Source organism: Pedobacter sp. Hv1 (assembly GCF_001412215.1).
Classification (GTDB): Bacteria; Bacteroidota; Bacteroidia; order Sphingobacteriales; family Sphingobacteriaceae; genus Pedobacter.
This window is the reverse complement of the sequence record NZ_LLWP01000008.1, coordinates 241,104-258,850: the sequence shown is the minus strand read 5'-3', so window position 1 is coordinate 258,850 and position 17,747 is coordinate 241,104. Positions and strand designations below refer to the sequence as shown.

The 17,747-nt window shown below is 37.7% G+C and carries 16 protein-coding genes; 14 read left to right on the top strand and 2 right to left on the bottom strand.

Annotated features, from left to right (window positions below; translation table 11 throughout):
* The first annotated feature begins 5 nt into the window (after positions 1-5).
* From AQF98_RS15450 to AQF98_RS15385, 14 genes are all read left to right on the top strand, one after another.
* Positions 6-1,232: a TolC family protein gene (locus AQF98_RS15450; RefSeq protein ID WP_235524238.1), complete on the top strand. Its 1,227-nt coding sequence runs from the start codon at positions 6-8 to the stop codon at positions 1,230-1,232.
* Positions 1,210-2,421 carry an efflux RND transporter periplasmic adaptor subunit gene (locus tag AQF98_RS15445; RefSeq protein WP_055132854.1) on the top strand — a complete coding sequence of 404 codons (1,212 nt, stop codon included), beginning with the start codon at positions 1,210-1,212 and terminating at the stop codon, positions 2,419-2,421. Before AQF98_RS15450 ends, AQF98_RS15445 begins: the two co-directional genes overlap by 23 nt.
* A gap of 4 nt (positions 2,422-2,425) precedes the next feature.
* Positions 2,426-3,655 (top strand): efflux RND transporter periplasmic adaptor subunit, encoded by a 1,230-nt coding sequence (locus AQF98_RS15440; RefSeq protein ID WP_055133005.1) that lies wholly within the window; start codon positions 2,426-2,428, stop codon positions 3,653-3,655.
* Positions 3,656-3,679: 24 nt separating this feature from the next.
* Entirely contained in the window at positions 3,680-4,246 is a 567-nt protein-coding gene (locus AQF98_RS15435; RefSeq protein ID WP_055132853.1) for a DUF3347 domain-containing protein, read from the top strand.
* Between the two features lie 112 nt (positions 4,247-4,358).
* Positions 4,359-4,793, top strand: a complete 435-nt coding sequence (locus AQF98_RS15430; protein WP_055132852.1) for a hypothetical protein — start codon at positions 4,359-4,361, stop codon at positions 4,791-4,793.
* 109 nt (positions 4,794-4,902) lie between these two features.
* Complete coding sequence (locus AQF98_RS15425) at positions 4,903-5,391, top strand: DUF3347 domain-containing protein (RefSeq protein ID WP_055132851.1); 489 nt, start codon at positions 4,903-4,905, stop codon at positions 5,389-5,391.
* Between the two features lie 157 nt (positions 5,392-5,548).
* The gene (locus AQF98_RS15420; RefSeq protein WP_055132850.1) at positions 5,549-6,121 is read left to right on the top strand and encodes a DUF3347 domain-containing protein; all 573 of its coding nucleotides are present in this window, start codon (positions 5,549-5,551) and stop codon (positions 6,119-6,121) included.
* A 5-nt stretch (positions 6,122-6,126) separates the two neighbouring features.
* A complete protein-coding gene (locus tag AQF98_RS15415) occupies positions 6,127-6,594 on the top strand; it encodes a heme-binding domain-containing protein (protein WP_055132849.1) in 468 nt (155 codons plus the stop codon).
* Positions 6,595-6,604: 10 nt separating this feature from the next.
* Positions 6,605-9,400 (top strand): multicopper oxidase domain-containing protein, encoded by a 2,796-nt coding sequence (locus AQF98_RS15410; RefSeq protein WP_082435104.1) that lies wholly within the window; start codon positions 6,605-6,607, stop codon positions 9,398-9,400.
* Between the two features lie 18 nt (positions 9,401-9,418).
* Positions 9,419-11,932: a heavy metal translocating P-type ATPase gene (locus AQF98_RS15405; protein WP_055132848.1), complete on the top strand. Its 2,514-nt coding sequence runs from the start codon at positions 9,419-9,421 to the stop codon at positions 11,930-11,932.
* A 26-nt stretch (positions 11,933-11,958) separates the two neighbouring features.
* The gene (locus AQF98_RS15400; RefSeq protein WP_055132847.1) at positions 11,959-12,441 is read left to right on the top strand and encodes a DUF305 domain-containing protein; all 483 of its coding nucleotides are present in this window, start codon (positions 11,959-11,961) and stop codon (positions 12,439-12,441) included.
* A gap of 17 nt (positions 12,442-12,458) precedes the next feature.
* Entirely contained in the window at positions 12,459-13,547 is a 1,089-nt protein-coding gene (locus tag AQF98_RS15395; RefSeq protein WP_055132846.1) for a YncE family protein, read from the top strand.
* 253 nt (positions 13,548-13,800) lie between these two features.
* A complete protein-coding gene (locus AQF98_RS15390; protein WP_055132845.1) occupies positions 13,801-14,247 on the top strand; it encodes a hypothetical protein in 447 nt (148 codons plus the stop codon).
* Positions 14,248-14,782: 535 nt separating this feature from the next.
* The gene (locus AQF98_RS15385; RefSeq protein ID WP_082435102.1) at positions 14,783-15,244 is read left to right on the top strand and encodes a nuclear transport factor 2 family protein; all 462 of its coding nucleotides are present in this window, start codon (positions 14,783-14,785) and stop codon (positions 15,242-15,244) included.
* 1,057 nt (positions 15,245-16,301) lie between these two features.
* On the opposite strand, the gene AQF98_RS15380 is transcribed toward AQF98_RS15385, so the two are convergent.
* Entirely contained in the window at positions 16,302-16,886 is a 585-nt protein-coding gene (locus AQF98_RS15380) for a hypothetical protein (RefSeq protein ID WP_055132844.1), read from the bottom strand.
* A 54-nt stretch (positions 16,887-16,940) separates the two neighbouring features.
* Positions 16,941-17,600 (bottom strand): hypothetical protein, encoded by a 660-nt coding sequence (locus AQF98_RS15375; RefSeq protein WP_055132843.1) that lies wholly within the window; start codon positions 17,598-17,600, stop codon positions 16,941-16,943.
* Positions 17,601-17,747 lie beyond the last annotated feature (147 nt).

Genomic DNA, 17,747 nt, shown 5'->3' with positions numbered 1-17,747 from the left:
TAACGTTGATACTGCTGCTATTGCCGTTTTGTGCATTCGCACAGCAAAAACCGGTGCTCTCATTAGATACGGTTTTACAAAGAATAGATAGGAATAACCTTTTGCTGCAATCGTATGGGTTAAAAGCAGAAAGCTATAAACATGCGGCTAAAGCATCAACAGCTTGGATGGCTCCAATGGTTGGCGTGGGCACGTTTATGACACCTTATCCTGGTCAAATGATTATGGATGAGAGCGATAAAGGCTCTTTAATGCTGCAGTTAGAACAGGATATTCCCAATCCAGTGAAGCAAAATGCTAACAAACGATATATCGAATCGAAAGGTAAAGTAGAAAATGAAACCCGGGGAGTTACCTTAAACGAATACAAAGCGCAAGCAAAGCGATTGTATTTTGGCTGGTTGGTTGCACAGCAAAAAATTAGTGTATTGGCGCAGAATGAAAAGATTATGCAAACCATGAAAAAGATCGAAGAGATTAGGTATCCTTTTAACCAGTCGAAATTAGGTAGTATATATAAAACTACTGCTAAATTGGAAGAGAACCGAAACATGATCATCATGCAAGAAGGTGATATTGCTAAAAGCAGGGCCTGGTTAAATAGTTTAATGAACCAACAGGGAAATGCCGACTTTGCTATTGATACCGCTTATCAGCCAGTTTTTGTGGCTGCAAAAGCTATTGATACAGGTAGTTTGGCCTTGGCTAGAAACGATATTAAGAAAATGGATTACAGCATACAATCTATGCAATTGAATATCGAAGCGATGAAAAAACAAAGCAGACCTGATTTTAAGGTAAGATTTGATCACATGTCGCCATTAACCAAAATGATGCCCAAAGCCTTTAGCATTATGGGAATGGTAAGCATTCCAATTGCGCCATGGTCTTCAAAAATGTATAAATCTGAAGTAAAAGGAATGCAATATGAAGTGCAGGCCATGGCTAAAGAGAAAGCAGCTATGCTTCAAGAAACGCAAGGGATGTTATACGGTATGCAATTCGAAATCCAGTCTATGCAAAAGCGGATCAAGGTAATGGAGGATAAAATTATTCCAAGCTTACAAAAAACAATGGATGTTAACTTTCTAAACTACCGCGAGAATAAAACGGAATTACCAGCAGTAATCGATTCGTGGGAAGCATTAACAATGATGCAAACAAGTGTACTAGATGAAAAACTGAAACTTTACTTAATGATTGTAGATTATGAGAAAGAAATATATCGTTAACCCCTTTAGCTTTGCTTTGTTGATGATGGCTGGCATCATGATAATCAGTTCTTGCAATAGGAATAAAGCTGTTAAAAACGATGCCCATGATGATCCTGGGGTCGTAAAAATAGATAGTAATCTCTCTCACCTGCTTAAACCTACAAATGCACAGGTGGTGTCAACATTGCCGGTAATTAAAGCCGAGTATGGCACTAGAATATTTACAGCAGAAGTACAAGGTGTAATTAATTACGATACACGTAATGAGAATAGCGTAGCAAGTAGGGTAAGTGGAAGAATAGAGCGTTTATTGATCAAGTACAATTATCAGCCGGTTCGCAAAGGGCAGTTAATTATGGAGGTTTACTCCCCAGATTTGGCTGCAGCACAACAGGAGTTGCTTTTTTTGCAACGTTCCGAAACAGATCAATCTATGCTAGAGCGTGCTAAACAGCGGTTAATGTTGTTGGGAATGAATAATTCGGCAATTAATCAATTGTTAAAAACAAGAAAAGTTAATTACCGTATTCCTGTATATAGCAGTGCAGATGGGTATATTCTTGAAAAATCTGCTGCAACCTCGGCTGCTGCTCCATCTACTGCTGCACCTTCTTCTGGTGGAGATGGAATGAGTAGCATGGGTGGTGGATCTGCAACGTCTGCTACACCTGTGGCAAGTGCTCCGGCAAACTCTCCTGTAATGTTACGGGAAGGACAATATGTAAGTGCTGGGCAATCGCTTTTTACGATTTATAATGCCAGTAGCACGCTTGCAGAGTTTTCATTTAAACCTGACTTGGCATCGCTGATTAAAAAAGGAGATAAGTTGATGTTTTATAAAACTGCGGATAAAAGCACTGCTCAGAATGCGACTATTGGAATGATACAGCCTGTTTTTAAAAATGGGGAGAACTTTACTATTGCCAGAACCTATCTCAACAAATCGAATTTTAGGATTGGAGAACTTCTTACTGCTAAAATACCTGTATTGTTAGCTGCTTCATGGTGGCTACCAGAATCTGCGATCGTATCATTAGGGGACAAAAAAGTGTTATTTAAAAAAGAAGGTAATGTAGTTGTTCCAAAAACGGTAAAAATAGGCGTTACCATCGCTGGGATGGTACAAATTACAGAAGATATTAGCAATTGGAAGATCAGTAAAAATGCAGCATATCTAATTGATAGTGAAAGCTTCATTAAAAAATAAAATTATGGAACGTAAATTATTTATAAAGAAATTTGCTTTAATAGCGGTGCTTCCATCCCTATTTATTACAGCTTGTAGCAATGAGAAAAAACCTGTAGAAGGGGCTGCAAAAGGAAAGGTGCAGACTTTTACTTGCCCAATGCACCCACAGGTAATTAAAAATGAAATGGGTACTTGTCCCATTTGTGGGATGGATTTAGTGCCTTTCGAAAAGAATAGTAACGATAAAGCACTGAAAGTAGATGAGAAGCGCCAAGCATTAGCCAACATAACTACCGTAATAATAGGAGAAAATAGCTTTTCTGGTGGTAAACAGCTTAATGGAAGGTTAACTGTTGATCCCGAGCAAAGTAGTTATATCTCTAGCCGAATTGCAGGTAGAATAGAGCGATTGTATGTAAGAGAAACTGGGGTTAAGGTTAGTAAAGGGCAACCTTTGTATCAATTGTATTCTGAGCAATTGGCTACCCTGCAACAGGAATATTTAATGGCTGCAGCACAAGAGAAACAATTTCAGGGCGATAAAATAGAACGTCAGCTAGTTGCTGCTGCCAAACAGAAACTGCTACTATATGGTCAATCTGAAAAACAGGTTCTGCAATTGTTAAAAACCCAGAAAAAAGATCCATTTATTGTGTTTTATGCACCGCAAAGTGGTGTTGTGGCAGAGTTATCGGTAACACAGGGGCAGTACGTGCCAGAAGGGGGCTCGATATTAAGATTAGAAGGTTACGGCCAGTTATGGGTCGAAGCTGATGTTTATCCAAGTGAGGCTAAAAACATAAAACAGGGCCAAAAGGTTAAGGTGGTGGTTGCAGGTTGGGAAGATAAGCCACAAGAAATGATCATTAGTTTTATTACACCAGCTTTACAATCAGGTTCACAGCTTACACAAATTAGAGGGACTATCCCTAATCCATCAAATCAATGGCAACCAGGCTTACAAGCCAACGTCTTTTTACCTTCTGCAAGTCAAACTAATGTATTGACTTTGCCGGTAGATGCTGTAATAAGAGATGGAAAAGGAATGCACGTTTGGGTTAAAAGCGGAAAAGACAATTTTGAAGCCAAGCTTGTAAAAACTGGGCAAGAAAACGATGATCAGGTTGAGATTGCCGAAGGATTGAAAAAAGGAGATCAGGTAGTAGTAACTGGAGCATATCTATTGTATAGCGAGTATATCCTTAAAAGAGGAAAAAACCCTATTGAAGGGCTCAAACTAAGTAAATCATAAATATTAATTATAAAACCAAAAAAAATGAAAACAATAACCAATTTTGTAATGATTTTAGTTGCAGTAACGCTATTTGCAGCTTGTGGAAACAGTGATAAACCAGTAGCTGAAGATGCACATGCAGGTCATAACCATGCGGCAGGCGAAGGTCACGATGCGGCTCCTGTGGAAAAAACAGCTGTAAGCGTTAGTTTAAAAGACGATAAATTAAATGCAGTTTACCAACATTATGTACATCTTACCAATGCACTTGTAAATGGTGATATGATCGAGGCAAAAGTAGCAGTTAATGCTATCGAACTGGGTTCAAAAGCACTAAATAATGGTGGTTCATTAGCTACATTAGCAGCTAAAATAGGTGCAGCTAAAGATATTGAATCCCAAAGAACTTTGTATGCTGATTTGAGTACTGATTTTATAGAAAGAGTAAAAAGCGCTGGCTTAAACTCTGGCGAAATCTATGTAGAATACTGCCCTATGGCACTAAATGATAAAGGTGCGGCTTGGTTAAGTAATCAAAAAGAAATCAGAAACCCTTATTTCGGCGAAAGCATGATGACTTGTGGCGAAGTAAAAGAAACATTGAAATAAGAATAGATGGATTTAAACGCTGCTACTCTAAATGGGTAGCAGCATAATTATATAACTAATAGGTTGAATAATATAAATTTAATTTTGCATCTTTATATAGATTTGCATAGTCATGAAAAGTAAAGCTATCTTTCTGTTAGTTATATTTTTGCTCAATACTGTTGTGGGTTTTGGCTGTGCTTTGGCAATGGAGGAGAATCATGATAATGATACTCATTCCCATACAAAAGCGGCTGTTCATGAACACAAAGATCATGAGCACAATCATGCAGAGGACCATGAGAATACCTCGATACCAGGACTGAATTCTTCAAACGAAGATACTTGTTGTAAAAAGCTGGTAAATGAGCTGACTATCCAAAGTAAACTCATCCCAGAAAGTGCTAAAGTACTGGTTAGTTTACCTGTAGTAGGGCTTGCCAATTACGCTTATACTTTATTAGTTCCAGTAATCAGTATCGCACCAGATCAAAGTGGTTACGTAAACCATAGGTGTCGACCCCCTAACGAAGATATTCGAATAAGCATTCAAAGTTTTCAGATATAAGATTTAATGAGTTTGCTAAACAGCCAGTTTACTACTGTTAGCGGACAAATACATTTGACATAGCTATTGCTATGTCAAAAAATTAGTATAAACATTAAATTATCACATCATGAAAAAAATATTTTTAGTAGTTGCCTTAGTTGCAACTGCATGGATCAAACCTGTTTTTGCCCAAAACAGCCAAACACAATCTTTATTAACGGCTTACTACGACATCAAAAATGCGTTGGTAAATTCCGATGCAACCTTAGCCGCATCAAAAGCAAGCGAATTTTCTAAAGTATTGAGCAGTATGGATATGAAATCAATGCCAAAGGAAGAAATGACCTCTTTTATGGGGCTTCAGGATAAACTTGAATTTGATGCTAAACATATCTCAGAGACAAAGGAAATCGTACATCAAAGAGAACACTTTGCTAATTTTTCTGCCAACCTTTTCAAATTAGCTAAAGCTGTAAAATTGACCAAAGCGCCAGTCTATTATGACTATTGCCCAATGAAAAAAAGCTATTGGCTTTCTGATAACACAGCAATTAAAAACCCCTATTTCGGAAAACAAATGTTAACCTGCGGAGCGATAAAGGAAACTTTAAAGTAATTCTGTTTGTTAATTATACAGTTTCACCTTATTTGGGTGCAAGTAGCTGTACAATTAACTTCGGATTTTATCAAATAATTCTGTTCTAGGGTTATACAAATGCAATTGTTCCCTAAACAGATAATCAACAATTTAAAAATATTTTAATTAAAATACGATGAAAACATTAATTTATAGCTCAGCTTTTTCCTTACTATTTCTAGCAGCCTGCTCTAATGGTAGTGATAAAACCCAAACAACGGCTATGCCAGACTCTACAACCACCAAAGCTGTTGTAACAGAACCTGCAGAAAAAGGTACTTCTACTGCTGCACTGTTAAGTTCATATATCAAATTAAAGAACGCCCTTACAGCTGACAATGATAAAGATGCAGCAGCGGCTGGAAATGAAATGGTCGCTGGCTTCGCTTCTTTTGATAAAAAATCTTTAACACCAGAGCAGGATAAAGCTTATACCGATATATACGATGATGGCAAAGAACATGCCGAACACATTGGAGCCAACGTTGGAAATATTGCACATCAGCGAGAACACTTTGATATATTGAGCAAGGATATGTACGACCTTATTAAACTACTTGGAGCCAATCAAACTTTATATGTTGACCACTGCCCAATGTATAATAAAAATAAGGGCGCAATCTGGTTGAGCGAAGTGAAGGATATTAAAAATCCTTATCTTGGAAAAGCTATGCCAACTTGCGGTACGGTTCAAGAGGAATTAAAATAGTAGCCATGAAAGGCATAAAAAAAATACTTCTTGGGTTATTGGTAATCCTTGTAATTATCCAATTTGTACAACCTGCCCGCAACAAAAGTGGGCAGGCTATGCCAAATGATATTTCTAAAATGGTTAACATGCCAGATGATGTACAAGGGATCTTGAAAAAAGCATGCTATGATTGCCATAGTAACAACACCCAATACCCATGGTATGCCAATGTGCAACCCTTGAACTGGTTCTTGGACAATCATGTGCAATCTGGTAAAGCAGAGCTGAATTTCAACGAATTTGGCGCTTATACTCCCAGAAGACAACAGAGCAAATTACGCGCTATAGAGAATAGTTTAAAAGATGATACCATGCCTTTATCTTCATATACCCTCATCCATAGAAATGCTATTTTGAGCGATGCAGAAAAAATGCAAATAATTAGCTGGGTTCAAATATCAAAGGATAGTCTAAATAATAGAAATCTTTAATTATCAAATTATGAAAAATATATTAACAGCCTTTTTATTGATCTTTTATGCAGTAGCTTCCGCTCAGGATATGAAGGGAATGAAAATGCCAAAAAAGGAAGGTGAAAAGCCGACCAAGGTTATTTATACCTGTACGATGCACCCGGAAATACAATCTAGCAAACCTGGTAATTGCCCGAAATGTGGTATGAAGCTCGTCGTTCAAAAAGCAAAAGCTGTTAAACCTAAAGCTTCCGCTCCCGATAAAAAAGCGCAGCCTGTAAAGACTTCAGATATGGGCGACATGAAAATGCCAATGAAGGAGGAAGCTACGGATAAGCCCGCACAACTGGTAACCTACACCTGCCCCATGCATCCCGAAATACATGCGTCCAAACCGGGCAACTGCCCTAAGTGCGGAATGAAACTGGTAAAGGAAATTCCCAAGACAACTCCCACTGGGCATGATGGAATGGATATGCCAATGAAGGAGGAAGCTAAAAAGACGGGCAATATGGAAAACATGGGCGGAATGCAGATGGGAGATGACAGTTCCACTATGGATAACATCAAAAAGGCAAAGGCAAATTTGGGGGCTATTAAAACCATTACAAATAACCAAGCTCCTCGCACCGTTCGCTATGATCTTTACATTGCCGATACAACCGTAACATTCGGAAAGAAAACAAAACGGGCAATTGCTGTGAACGGTCAAATCCCTATGCCTACCTTAACGTTTACCGAAGGTGATACGGCTTTGATATACGTACATAATAACTTAGATGAGGAGACATCCCTGCACTGGCATGGCCTGTTTTTGCCGAACCAGATGGATGGAGTTCCTTTCCTTACACAAATGCCCATTAAACCCCACTCTACTTATATCTACAAATTTCCTATCGTTCAAACAGGTACACACTGGTACCACAGCCATAGCGGACTTCAGGAGCAGATTGGGATGTACGGTGCATTCATTATGAACAAAAAGAAGGAATGGGACATTCCAACCATTCCGATAGTGTTGAGTGAATGGACGGATATGAAGCCAGAAGAAGTACAACGAAGTCTGAAAAATGCTAATGATTGGTTTGCCATTAAAAAAGGAACGACCCAAAGTTATGCCGAAGCAATCAGGACAGGGCATTTCAAAACCAAGATAAATAATGAGTGGAAGCGCATGAATGCTATGGATGTGAGTGATGTTTATTATGATGCCTTTCTAATCAACGGTAAGAACCAAAATGTTCAGCCCCAGTTTAAAGCGGGTGATAAGGTTAGGCTACGCATTGCCAATGGCGGAGCCTCAGATTATTTTTGGCTGACTTACTCAGGCGGTAAAATAACCGTAGTAGCTACAGATGGAAATGATGTAGAGCCTGTAGAGGTTGACAGGTTGATCATTGCCGTGTCTGAAACCTATGATGTGGTGGTAACCATTCCGGAAAATAAAAGCTACGAATTTTTGGTGACACCAGAAGACCGTACAAAATCGGCATCACTTTGGTTGGGTACAGGAGAGAAAGTCGCTGCCCAGAAACTGCCAAAATTGAAATATTTTGCCGGGATGAAAATGATGAACGACATGATGGACATGAGTGGCAACATGGTCCAAATGGAAGGTATGAAAATGCAGAACCAGGCCATGGACATGAATACCGTGATGTATCCAGAAGTAACAGGTGAGGAAAGTCCGAAAAAAGAAAACAAAAAAGCAGCCATGCAGGGTATGCAAATGCCAAACGATAAAAGGATGGCAGGAATGAATATGGCTGCTGATAACTCAGACATCGTTACGTTAAACTATGGAATGCTCCGTGATCCTAAAAAAACAACTTTACCGAAAGGCCCATGGAAGGAGCTAAAGTTTGATCTTACTGGTAATATGAACCGCTATGTCTGGACTTTGGATAACAAAACGGTTTCTGAAAGTGATAAAATACTGATCAAGAAAGGCGAAAATGTGAGGATTATCCTGTTCAATAACAGTATGATGCGGCATCCGATGCACCTTCATGGTCATGATTTTAGGGTGCTAAATGAACAAGGTGAAAATGCCCCTATGAAAAACGTTATCGACATCATGCCAATGGAGCGGGACACAATTGAATTTGCTGCTACAGAACCTGGGGGTGATTGGTTTTTCCATTGTCATATCCTTTACCACATGATGAGCGGTATGGGCAGGGTATTTAGCTACGAAAATTCGCCACCCAATCCCGAAATCCCTAATCCTAAATTGGCACAACGCAAATTGTTCAGTGATGATAGGGAATTTCATCCAATGGCAAGGGTTGGAATAGAGACCAATGGTAGTGACGGTGAGATTATGCTGGCCAATACCCGCTATCGTTTCACAACAGAATGGAGAATTGGCTTTGATAAAGAAATGGGTTATGAAAGCGAAAGTCACTTTGGAAGGTATATCGGGCGAAATCAATGGCTATTACCTTATGTTGGCTGGGACTTTAGAAAAAGGACTATTGATCCATTAGATAAAAATATTTTTGGACAATCCTTATCGCCTGGGAATAATGTTTTTGGACAGCGCAATACCAAAAATTTTAGACAGGTATTTCAATTAGGGGTACAATATACGTTGCCTATGTTAATTGTTGCAGATGCCTCTATCGATCATAAAGGAAACGTAAGGTTTCAGTTGATGCGGGAGGACGTTCCTATTTCCAAAAGACTGCGTTTTCAATTTATGGTCAATACAGATAAGGAGTATATGGCTGGATTTAGATATATAGTTACTAAATATTTTGGTTTATCTACCCACTATGATAGTGACATGGGCTATGGTGCAGGACTAACATTGAATTATTAATTCATTAATCATCACATTATGACGCATACTTATCAAATAACCGGAATGACCTGCGGGGGATGTCGCAGTAAAGTTGAAAATGCTTTGAATGGAATTGAGGGCATTTCTGCAAAGGTTAGCCTGGAACCAGCAGAGGCAATAATTACCATGGATAAGCATATTCAGACTGAGAAAATGCAGAAAGCATTATCTGCTGTGGGAAATTATCATATTGAAATGAAAGCCCATGAGAAGGATACAAAAGAGAAAGCTCATCACCATCATGGCACAACTGCTATTAAAGTGAATAAGGAAGAAATTGGAGGGGTGTACTATTGTCCGATGCATTGTGAAGGAGATAAAACGTATGATAAACCAGGTCATTGCCCAGTTTGTGGAATGGATTTGCTAAAACAGCCTACATTAAAGCAAACAACACAATTTACCTGTCCCATGCATCCCGAAATCATTAGCGATAAGCCCGGTTCCTGTCCAATTTGTGGAATGGATTTAGTACCGTTGGGGGTTGATTTGGAAGAGGAAGATAAAACCTATGAAAGCCTATTGCACAAGTTTAAGATTGCCACCATTTTTACTGTTCCTATCTTTTTAATTGCCATGTCAGAAATGATACCGGGTAACCCGATCTTTAAGTTAATGGAGCTGAAATATTGGAACTGGGTTCAGTTTGTATTTTCTATTCCTGTGGTGTTTTATGCAACGTGGATGTTCTTTCAACGGGCATGGCAATCTATCATTACATGGAAACTGAATATGTTTACCCTGATCGGTATCGGTGCAGGGGTAGCTTGGCTATTTAGTCTTGTCGCCCTGCTTTTTCCTGATGTTTTTCCAGACCAGTTTAAAACCCACCATGGTACGGTCTATGTATATTTTGAGGCTGCAACCGTAATCTTGACCTTGGTGTTGCTTGGTCAGCTTTTAGAAGCTAGGGCGCATGGTAAAACCAATAGTGCCATTAAAGAACTATTGAAATTAGCGCCTAATACGGCTACAAAGGTTGTGGGAGATAAAGAATCGACAGTTTCTATTGATGACATTCAAAAGGGAGATTTGTTAAGAGTGAAGCCGGGCGAAAAAATACCAGTAGATGGTAGTATTAAAACAGGTGAAGCCATCATTGATGAATCTATGATCTCGGGTGAACCTGTCCCGGTGGAGAAAAAGACGGGAGACAAGGTAAGTTCAGGTACGATCAACGGAAATAGGACTTTTGTTATGCTTGCCGAAAAAGTGGGTTCTGAAACGCTACTTTCCCAGATCATTGAAATGGTTAATTCTGCCAGCCGATCTAAAGCACCCATTCAAAAGATGGCCGATAAAATTTCAGGATATTTTGTGCCTGTAGTAGTAGTGATTGCCATTGTTACCTTTATTGTATGGGCAATCTATGGACCTGAGCCATCTTATGTTTATGCATTTGTAAATGCCATTGCAGTATTGATCATTGCCTGCCCATGTGCGCTGGGCTTAGCTACGCCCATGTCGGTAATGGTAGGCGTAGGAAAAGGCGCACAGTCTGGTATACTCATCAAAAATGCAGAATCTCTAGAGAAAATGAATACCATTGATGTAGTTATTATTGATAAAACTGGAACGGTTACAGAAGGTAAACCATCCGTAGAAAAAGTAGTGAGCGTAAATTCTGATTTCAATGAAAAGGATGTCCTTGAAAGAATAGTAGCATTAAATAGTAGCAGTGAGCACCCTTTGGCGCAGGCAACTTTACGTTATGGGGAAGAAAACAAAGTAAGGGTTCAACCAATCTCAAATTTTGAAGCGGTAACTGGTAAAGGAGTTATAGGTAAGCTTGGCAAAGAGGAACTTGCTTTGGGGAATCAAAAATTAATGGAACACGTCAAAGCCAAAATTGACACTAAATTAGAAGAACAGGTTAAGGCTGCCCAAAAGCAAGGGAAAACGGTATCTTATTTAGCTGTTGGAGATAAGGCTGTTGGCTTTGTGGTTATTTCTGATAAAATAAAAGCGTCTAGCAAAGAAGCTATACATAAACTTCAACGGGAAGGTTTAAAGGTAGTCATGTTCACCGGTGACAATGAAGATACGGCAAGAGCGGTTAGCGGTACCTTGAATTTAGATGGCTTTAAAGCAGGAATGCTCCCAGAGGACAAGCTAAATGAAATAAAAAAACTTCAGGCCGAAGGTAAAAAAGTAGCTATGGCAGGCGATGGTATAAATGATGCTCCTGCCCTTTCGCAGGCAGATATTGGTATTGCTATGGGAACAGGAACAGATGTCGCTATTGAAAGTGCAGCAATCACATTGGTAAAAGGTGATCTGAACGGAATTGCAAAAGCTAGGTTATTGAGCCATAAAGTAATGGGCAATATAAAGGGTAATCTGTTTTTCGCTCTTGGATATAATATTTTGGGTATTCCAGTTGCAGCAGGTCTTTTATATCCAGTTTTTGGAATTTTATTGTCACCAATGATAGCTGCACTTGCCATGAGTTTTAGTTCGGTTTCGGTTATTCTAAATTCATTACGGCTTAGGGGAGCTAAAATTGATTAATGTTTTGAGTTTAAATTATAGTAATTATGAAAAATCATAAAGAAATGAAAATGGAACAGAATCATAACGATCATTACAAAAAGCTGTTGATCATGACGGTACTTTCTTTTGTCACCATGTACATGCTAATGTATGCAATGGCAAACAGTTGGGCTAATGTTTACCCAAATATCAATCAGTTTTATATGGCCGGACTCATGACCATGCCAATGATTATCATTGAATTGATTTTAATGGGGAAAATGTATGGGAATAGGAAACTGAATGCAGGTTTGATTACTTTATGTTCGGGCGGCCTTATCGCATTCTTTTTATTAATTCAATCTCAAACAGCTGTTTCGGATAAGCAATTTTTAAAAGGAATGATCCCGCACCATGCAGCGGCAATACTGATGAGTGAGCAATCGAAATCCCGAGATCCTGAAATTAAAAAATTACAGGAGGAGATTATTTCCAGTCAACGAAAAGAAATAGAAGTCATGAAAGCAAAATTAAAATCAATTAAATAGTATAAAATATTAATAAAATGAAATCAATTAAATTTTTTGTAGTAGCGTTGTTAGGTATAACTGGAAGCGCTATAGTCTTTTTGAGTTGTAAAAAGATGGTCCACGATATGGATAATAAAGGTATGAATATGGATCTAAATATCAATTATCCGGCAGCCTATGTTGTTAACGGAGAAGATGGCTCTTTATCGGTTATTGACTTGTCTAAAAACCTAGTTACCCAAACCATTTCATTAATGAATGCTAAAGGTAAAATGGTAATGTGGCCACATCATATTTATAAATCACCAACTTTAAATAATTTGACCATAGCTATTCCAGGAACAGATTTAAGTGCGGGACATAGTGGTGGTATGGCGGACATGAGGGGTATGGTAATGGTTCTAGATGCTCAAAAGGGAGCGTTAATCAAAGATTTGGAATTGCCAGTAATGAACCATAACGCTGTTTACTCACCTGATGGGAAAGAGATCTGGACATCTCAGATGGAAATGGATGGGAAGGTATTGGTTTATGACGCTCAAACCTATGCACTTAAAAAAGTAATAAATGTGGGTATGGAGCCTGCCGAGGTTACTTTTTCCGCTGACGGAAAAAAAGCTTACGTAGCTAATGGCGGGGATGATAATGTTTCAGTGATCAATCCTGTAACAAAAGAAAGGATTGCGATGATTCCTGTGGGAGATAACCCTGTTGCCGCATGGGTTGGCCTGGACAATAGAATGTATGTAGACAATGAGGATGGCCGGTCGGTAAGTGTAATTGATGTGAGTTCAAATACTGTAATTCAGACTATTTCTCTGGGCTTTATACCAGGTAGTGTTGCACATAATGCGCTCAAAAATGAATTATGGGTAACAGACCCTGAAAACGGGAAGGTGCATTACTGGACCCTGAATACGATAAATAATAATTGGGTCTATGGAAATGCATTTTCAACAGGTTTGGGAGCTCATGCAATAGCTTTCACCAAAGATGGCGAAACAGCCTATGTTACCAATCAATTAGCAAGAAATGTATCGGTCATTTCCATTCAAAATCACACCAAAATAAAGGATATATCAGTGGGAAAGAAGCCTAATGGTATTCTGATAATTAATAACTAAATAACAATCAAAATAGTGGTATAGAATTTTAGCAGCTGCATCAATAAAAGGATCGTTGTGCATTGGCAGGTAAACTTGAGATCCCGCACATCGATATGGTAAGGGGAAACAACAAAGTAATATTTATCCTGAAATTCTATATCACTGTTACTTTTTTGTGTTATTGCCACTATCAATTGCCAATTACAATCATGCCCTGACGAAAATTATATAAAATAATATCAAAACTGATATATATATTTACTTATTGTATATGAAATCTAAAGCACTATTTCTACTGGTTATATTTCTACTCCATACAGTAGTAGCATTTGCTTGTTCTTTACATTTAGGGTCAAATCTTGGCCCTTCCTCAGAGAAAGATCATGAACATGGTAGCCATTTGCATTCAAGTGATCATCATCACCCAGAAGATCAATCAGATCATCACTTACCTAACCGTGATTCCTTACAGGCACTCGACGATAACAAAGATACTTGTTGCCAGGACGAGGTGGAAGAGTTTAATTTGTTAGCCAAAAGCTTATCCTCTGTTGGGAAAATAGATTTAAAGGCCCCAGTATATCTTTTATTACCTCCATTTTTTTGGTGCTTTGATCAGCTCGCAATCGAGCAGTCAAAAATAATTTTTTTTATCGCCGATAGAAAGCCGCCATCCTCCGTGGATATTAGGGTTTCTATAAGTTCCTTCTTAATTTGAGTTTCACATAATGTGGCGTAGAGCCTCGTTCTGCAGCTAATTTTATTGCCCCATTTGAGGGTGATAGATTCCTCATCATGTAGAAATTTACTATGCTAATTATAAATATTTTGCTTGTCGCTGTTTTCTCAGCGTTAATAAGCGGATTGAACGCTTAGGCTATTGCTAAGTATTCGTCAGCAATGGCTAAAAAGTGCGATTGATATATTTAATCCGCAATTTCTTGTGCAAGGTATCTCTAATGACCAACGGTATACTAGATGGATACGCCAGTTTTTGGAGTATCGCTTTGTTTATACCATAGAATTCCAATACAAGAACAGCAAAAATTTACTTAGCACAGGTTCATGAATTTTTTAATGATGCTTAATTAGCCTTCTAGGTGAGGTCTTTGTATTTCTATATCCGGTATTTTGATAACAAGGAATCGGCCAAGGCTCTTTTAGGGCCATCCTAAAAAGAATTAAAAGAGGTGCCCGCATTGTAAATGCAAGTACCTATCCATTAGAAAACATGTATTTAAACAAAAAACAATATGAAAACCCAATTAAAAAAAACAGTAATTATTTTTAGTCTTTTAATCGCCATCGCCGCAACAGGTTATGCCCAGACATCTGAAATAGATGAGGTAAAAAAAGTGTTAAACAGCTACAAGTCTTCTATTGAAAATCTGTCAGTTTCTGGAATTTCAGAACTCTTTGTTAAAAATTCTGAAATAGTTGAATCAGGGAGTATTGAGGGTACAATTGATACTTATCTTGAGCATCACCTTGGCCCAGAACTAAAAGATTTCAAATCATTTAAGTTTAGCGATTACACCGTCAAGGTTGACTTGAATGCTAATCACGCATTTTGTACCGAAAAGTATATTTATGTTATCACTTTAAAAGATGGTAGGGAAATCAAGAAGCGGGGGGTTGCCACATCAGTGTTGGAAAAGACACCCCAAGGCTGGAAGATTAAATCTACCCATTCCTCCTCACGTAATGCAAAATAGGGTTGATTATCCAGCCTTGCAGGGTATCGATCGTAAAAAACAAAACTAATCGTGAATTGATGATTACCCATTGATTTATACTTAGGAAACAAATCCTTATAAAATTCTATAACACAGAGGAATATTTATTTAGCATCTATATCCCGTTGGCCGGTTCATGGTAATTTAATGGAATCGGTCAATGGGTTTATTGACAGGGTGTAACTCAAGAGTTTTAATTCAATACGAGTAATTTGTTGGTAGATGATCTGACGGTGTAGTCGGTTGATAGAGAGAATCAAAGTCGGTGAAGCAAAACCAGGGCCCTTCAACAAGTATTAACATATAAACGATAGTCAAAACAGAACAACAATTTGCAGCTAACCAGATCGATAAAATTAGAGATATTGTCTTACTGTTTTAAGGTTATCGATGCAGAAATGTCCATATATAACAATGAAAAAGAATGAAGACCGCAACCGTAAAGCCTTAAAACGACCAAAATCCAAGGCTAGAAATAAGCATAGAATCTTTGATTTTATTGCTGACAATTATATAGAGATCATTTCTCTGTTGCTGTTGCTCGTCGTTTATTTTGTTTATGTCCATTTTCTGTTATATCTGGATAGTTCCGTAGCGTTCAGGTCAAGTAAATGAAGATAGGGTAAATAAAAGTATGACGGCATTCTAAGATTTTCTAAGCAATTTTGAACATACCATATTTTTGATTGATACCTGCCTTTAAAAGCTAGCTAAACTGCCGAATGTTCACTAAAATACCCATTATTATGATGCAAATAAATTTTAATCACTAAACGCATTGATCGATTTTATCCAATCATTTAATAAAACCTAGCTTTTTTTGGATATTCAAATGCTACATAATTGTTGAAAAAACTTATATAATTTTATCTTAAAATTCATTTCCTTTTTTATGAAACTTTCTATTCCCGTTTTTGCTTTAAATCTTTTTGTGTAAAAACTGTGAAATTTAACAAATGAGCTAATGGTACAGAATAGGTTGTTGCAAAAAATAGGTGTCCTTGCTCTAAACCTAACCCTGATAATATAAACTCATTCAATTCAACTGTTCTTTTGGTAATTGAATTAAGATGCGTTCTTCCTTAGCTAATAATCTTTCTTGTTTTTCTGCCCGATAATCAAGTATACTTAGTCTAAACACAATGGTGCTGATCAAATACGACATCAGAATAAATAGTAGACCAAATATCAAATTTCTTTTAGCCAAGTTTCCTATACTATGTGGAAGGTTAGATTTTACCCAATTGATCTCGGGCTGATTAGTTAGATAGGAAATTTCTGCACTTACAGGAAATTTACGTTGTTTGCCGTCAACTTCCTTTATGTTGAAAGTATGAGAGCTTGATTTTATTGTCTTGCCGTTTGGCAAGGTGAAGGTATAATCGAAATCACGCATTCTTGGGGCATCAGAATTTGCGTACAGACCTGACTCTCCAGAAATCTGTCCTATTGCTATTTCTCCATGCTTAATTAACTGATATTGACGGTAAGGATTAATATGTTCTCCCCACAAAAAGAAATATATAAATGCGAGAACAGCAATGTCAAGCCACGGAAACCATACGCTATAAATCTCTTTTAAAAAACCAAAAGTCTGATCTTTTATCTTTTTAATTTCCATTTAAAAAATTGCTTTTCAGGTTATTACCTAAACTAAGGTAAGAAAAAAAATAATTTACCACAGTTTTACCAACTTCTCAATTAATGAAATGTCTGATGCATCCACAGATAGTTTTACTCCAGAGGGATATTCTAGCGTTACTTCTTTCTTGGCAAAGCCATCAGTAGGAATTGATTTATAGTTTTCCAATTGGAGATTTTCAGTTTCCACCCAATAATCTTGCTTAGCATGTTCTGAATTTACTTTGGCATTGTGTGCCACTAAGGTATGTTCACGAAAATGAAAATTCGTTTCCAAACTCTCTTCAACAATTCCCTTGTTTGTTATTGACAGCTCTGACAGTAAATCTGGTTTACCGTTTGTTATGCGCCAATACTTTGAGTAAGGACGCTGAGGGAAATTGATTAGCCAAGCAAGAAGCTCAAAGTTTCTCTCATGGGTTTTAAGATTTCTATTGATGAAGTTGCCAAGTGACTTAAATTTATCTATATCACATTTCTTAACTGCTAAATCTGTAAGTTCTTTATCGAATGGCATTTGAAGAAATTCTCTTACAACTCGTTTATCCAAATTGTCACATCCGGCATTATACAATAATCGGAATTCGTTGCGAAGGTTGGCGCATGTAGGTTTCATTAGGTTAGTTGAGAGCTCACCCAATGCTTTTTTTTTCTCGTAGAAGCCTAGGACTTCTGATCTGTATATTTCTATCATAGTTAAAACATTAGATAATAAATCTACTGGAAAATCCTAGATCGGGAGTGTAATGAGTATAAATTACAAACATTACGGGAAACCGTAATTTTGAGTTTACTAAACTTTATACCTTTCCACAATATCGAATCCTAATGATAACTATTT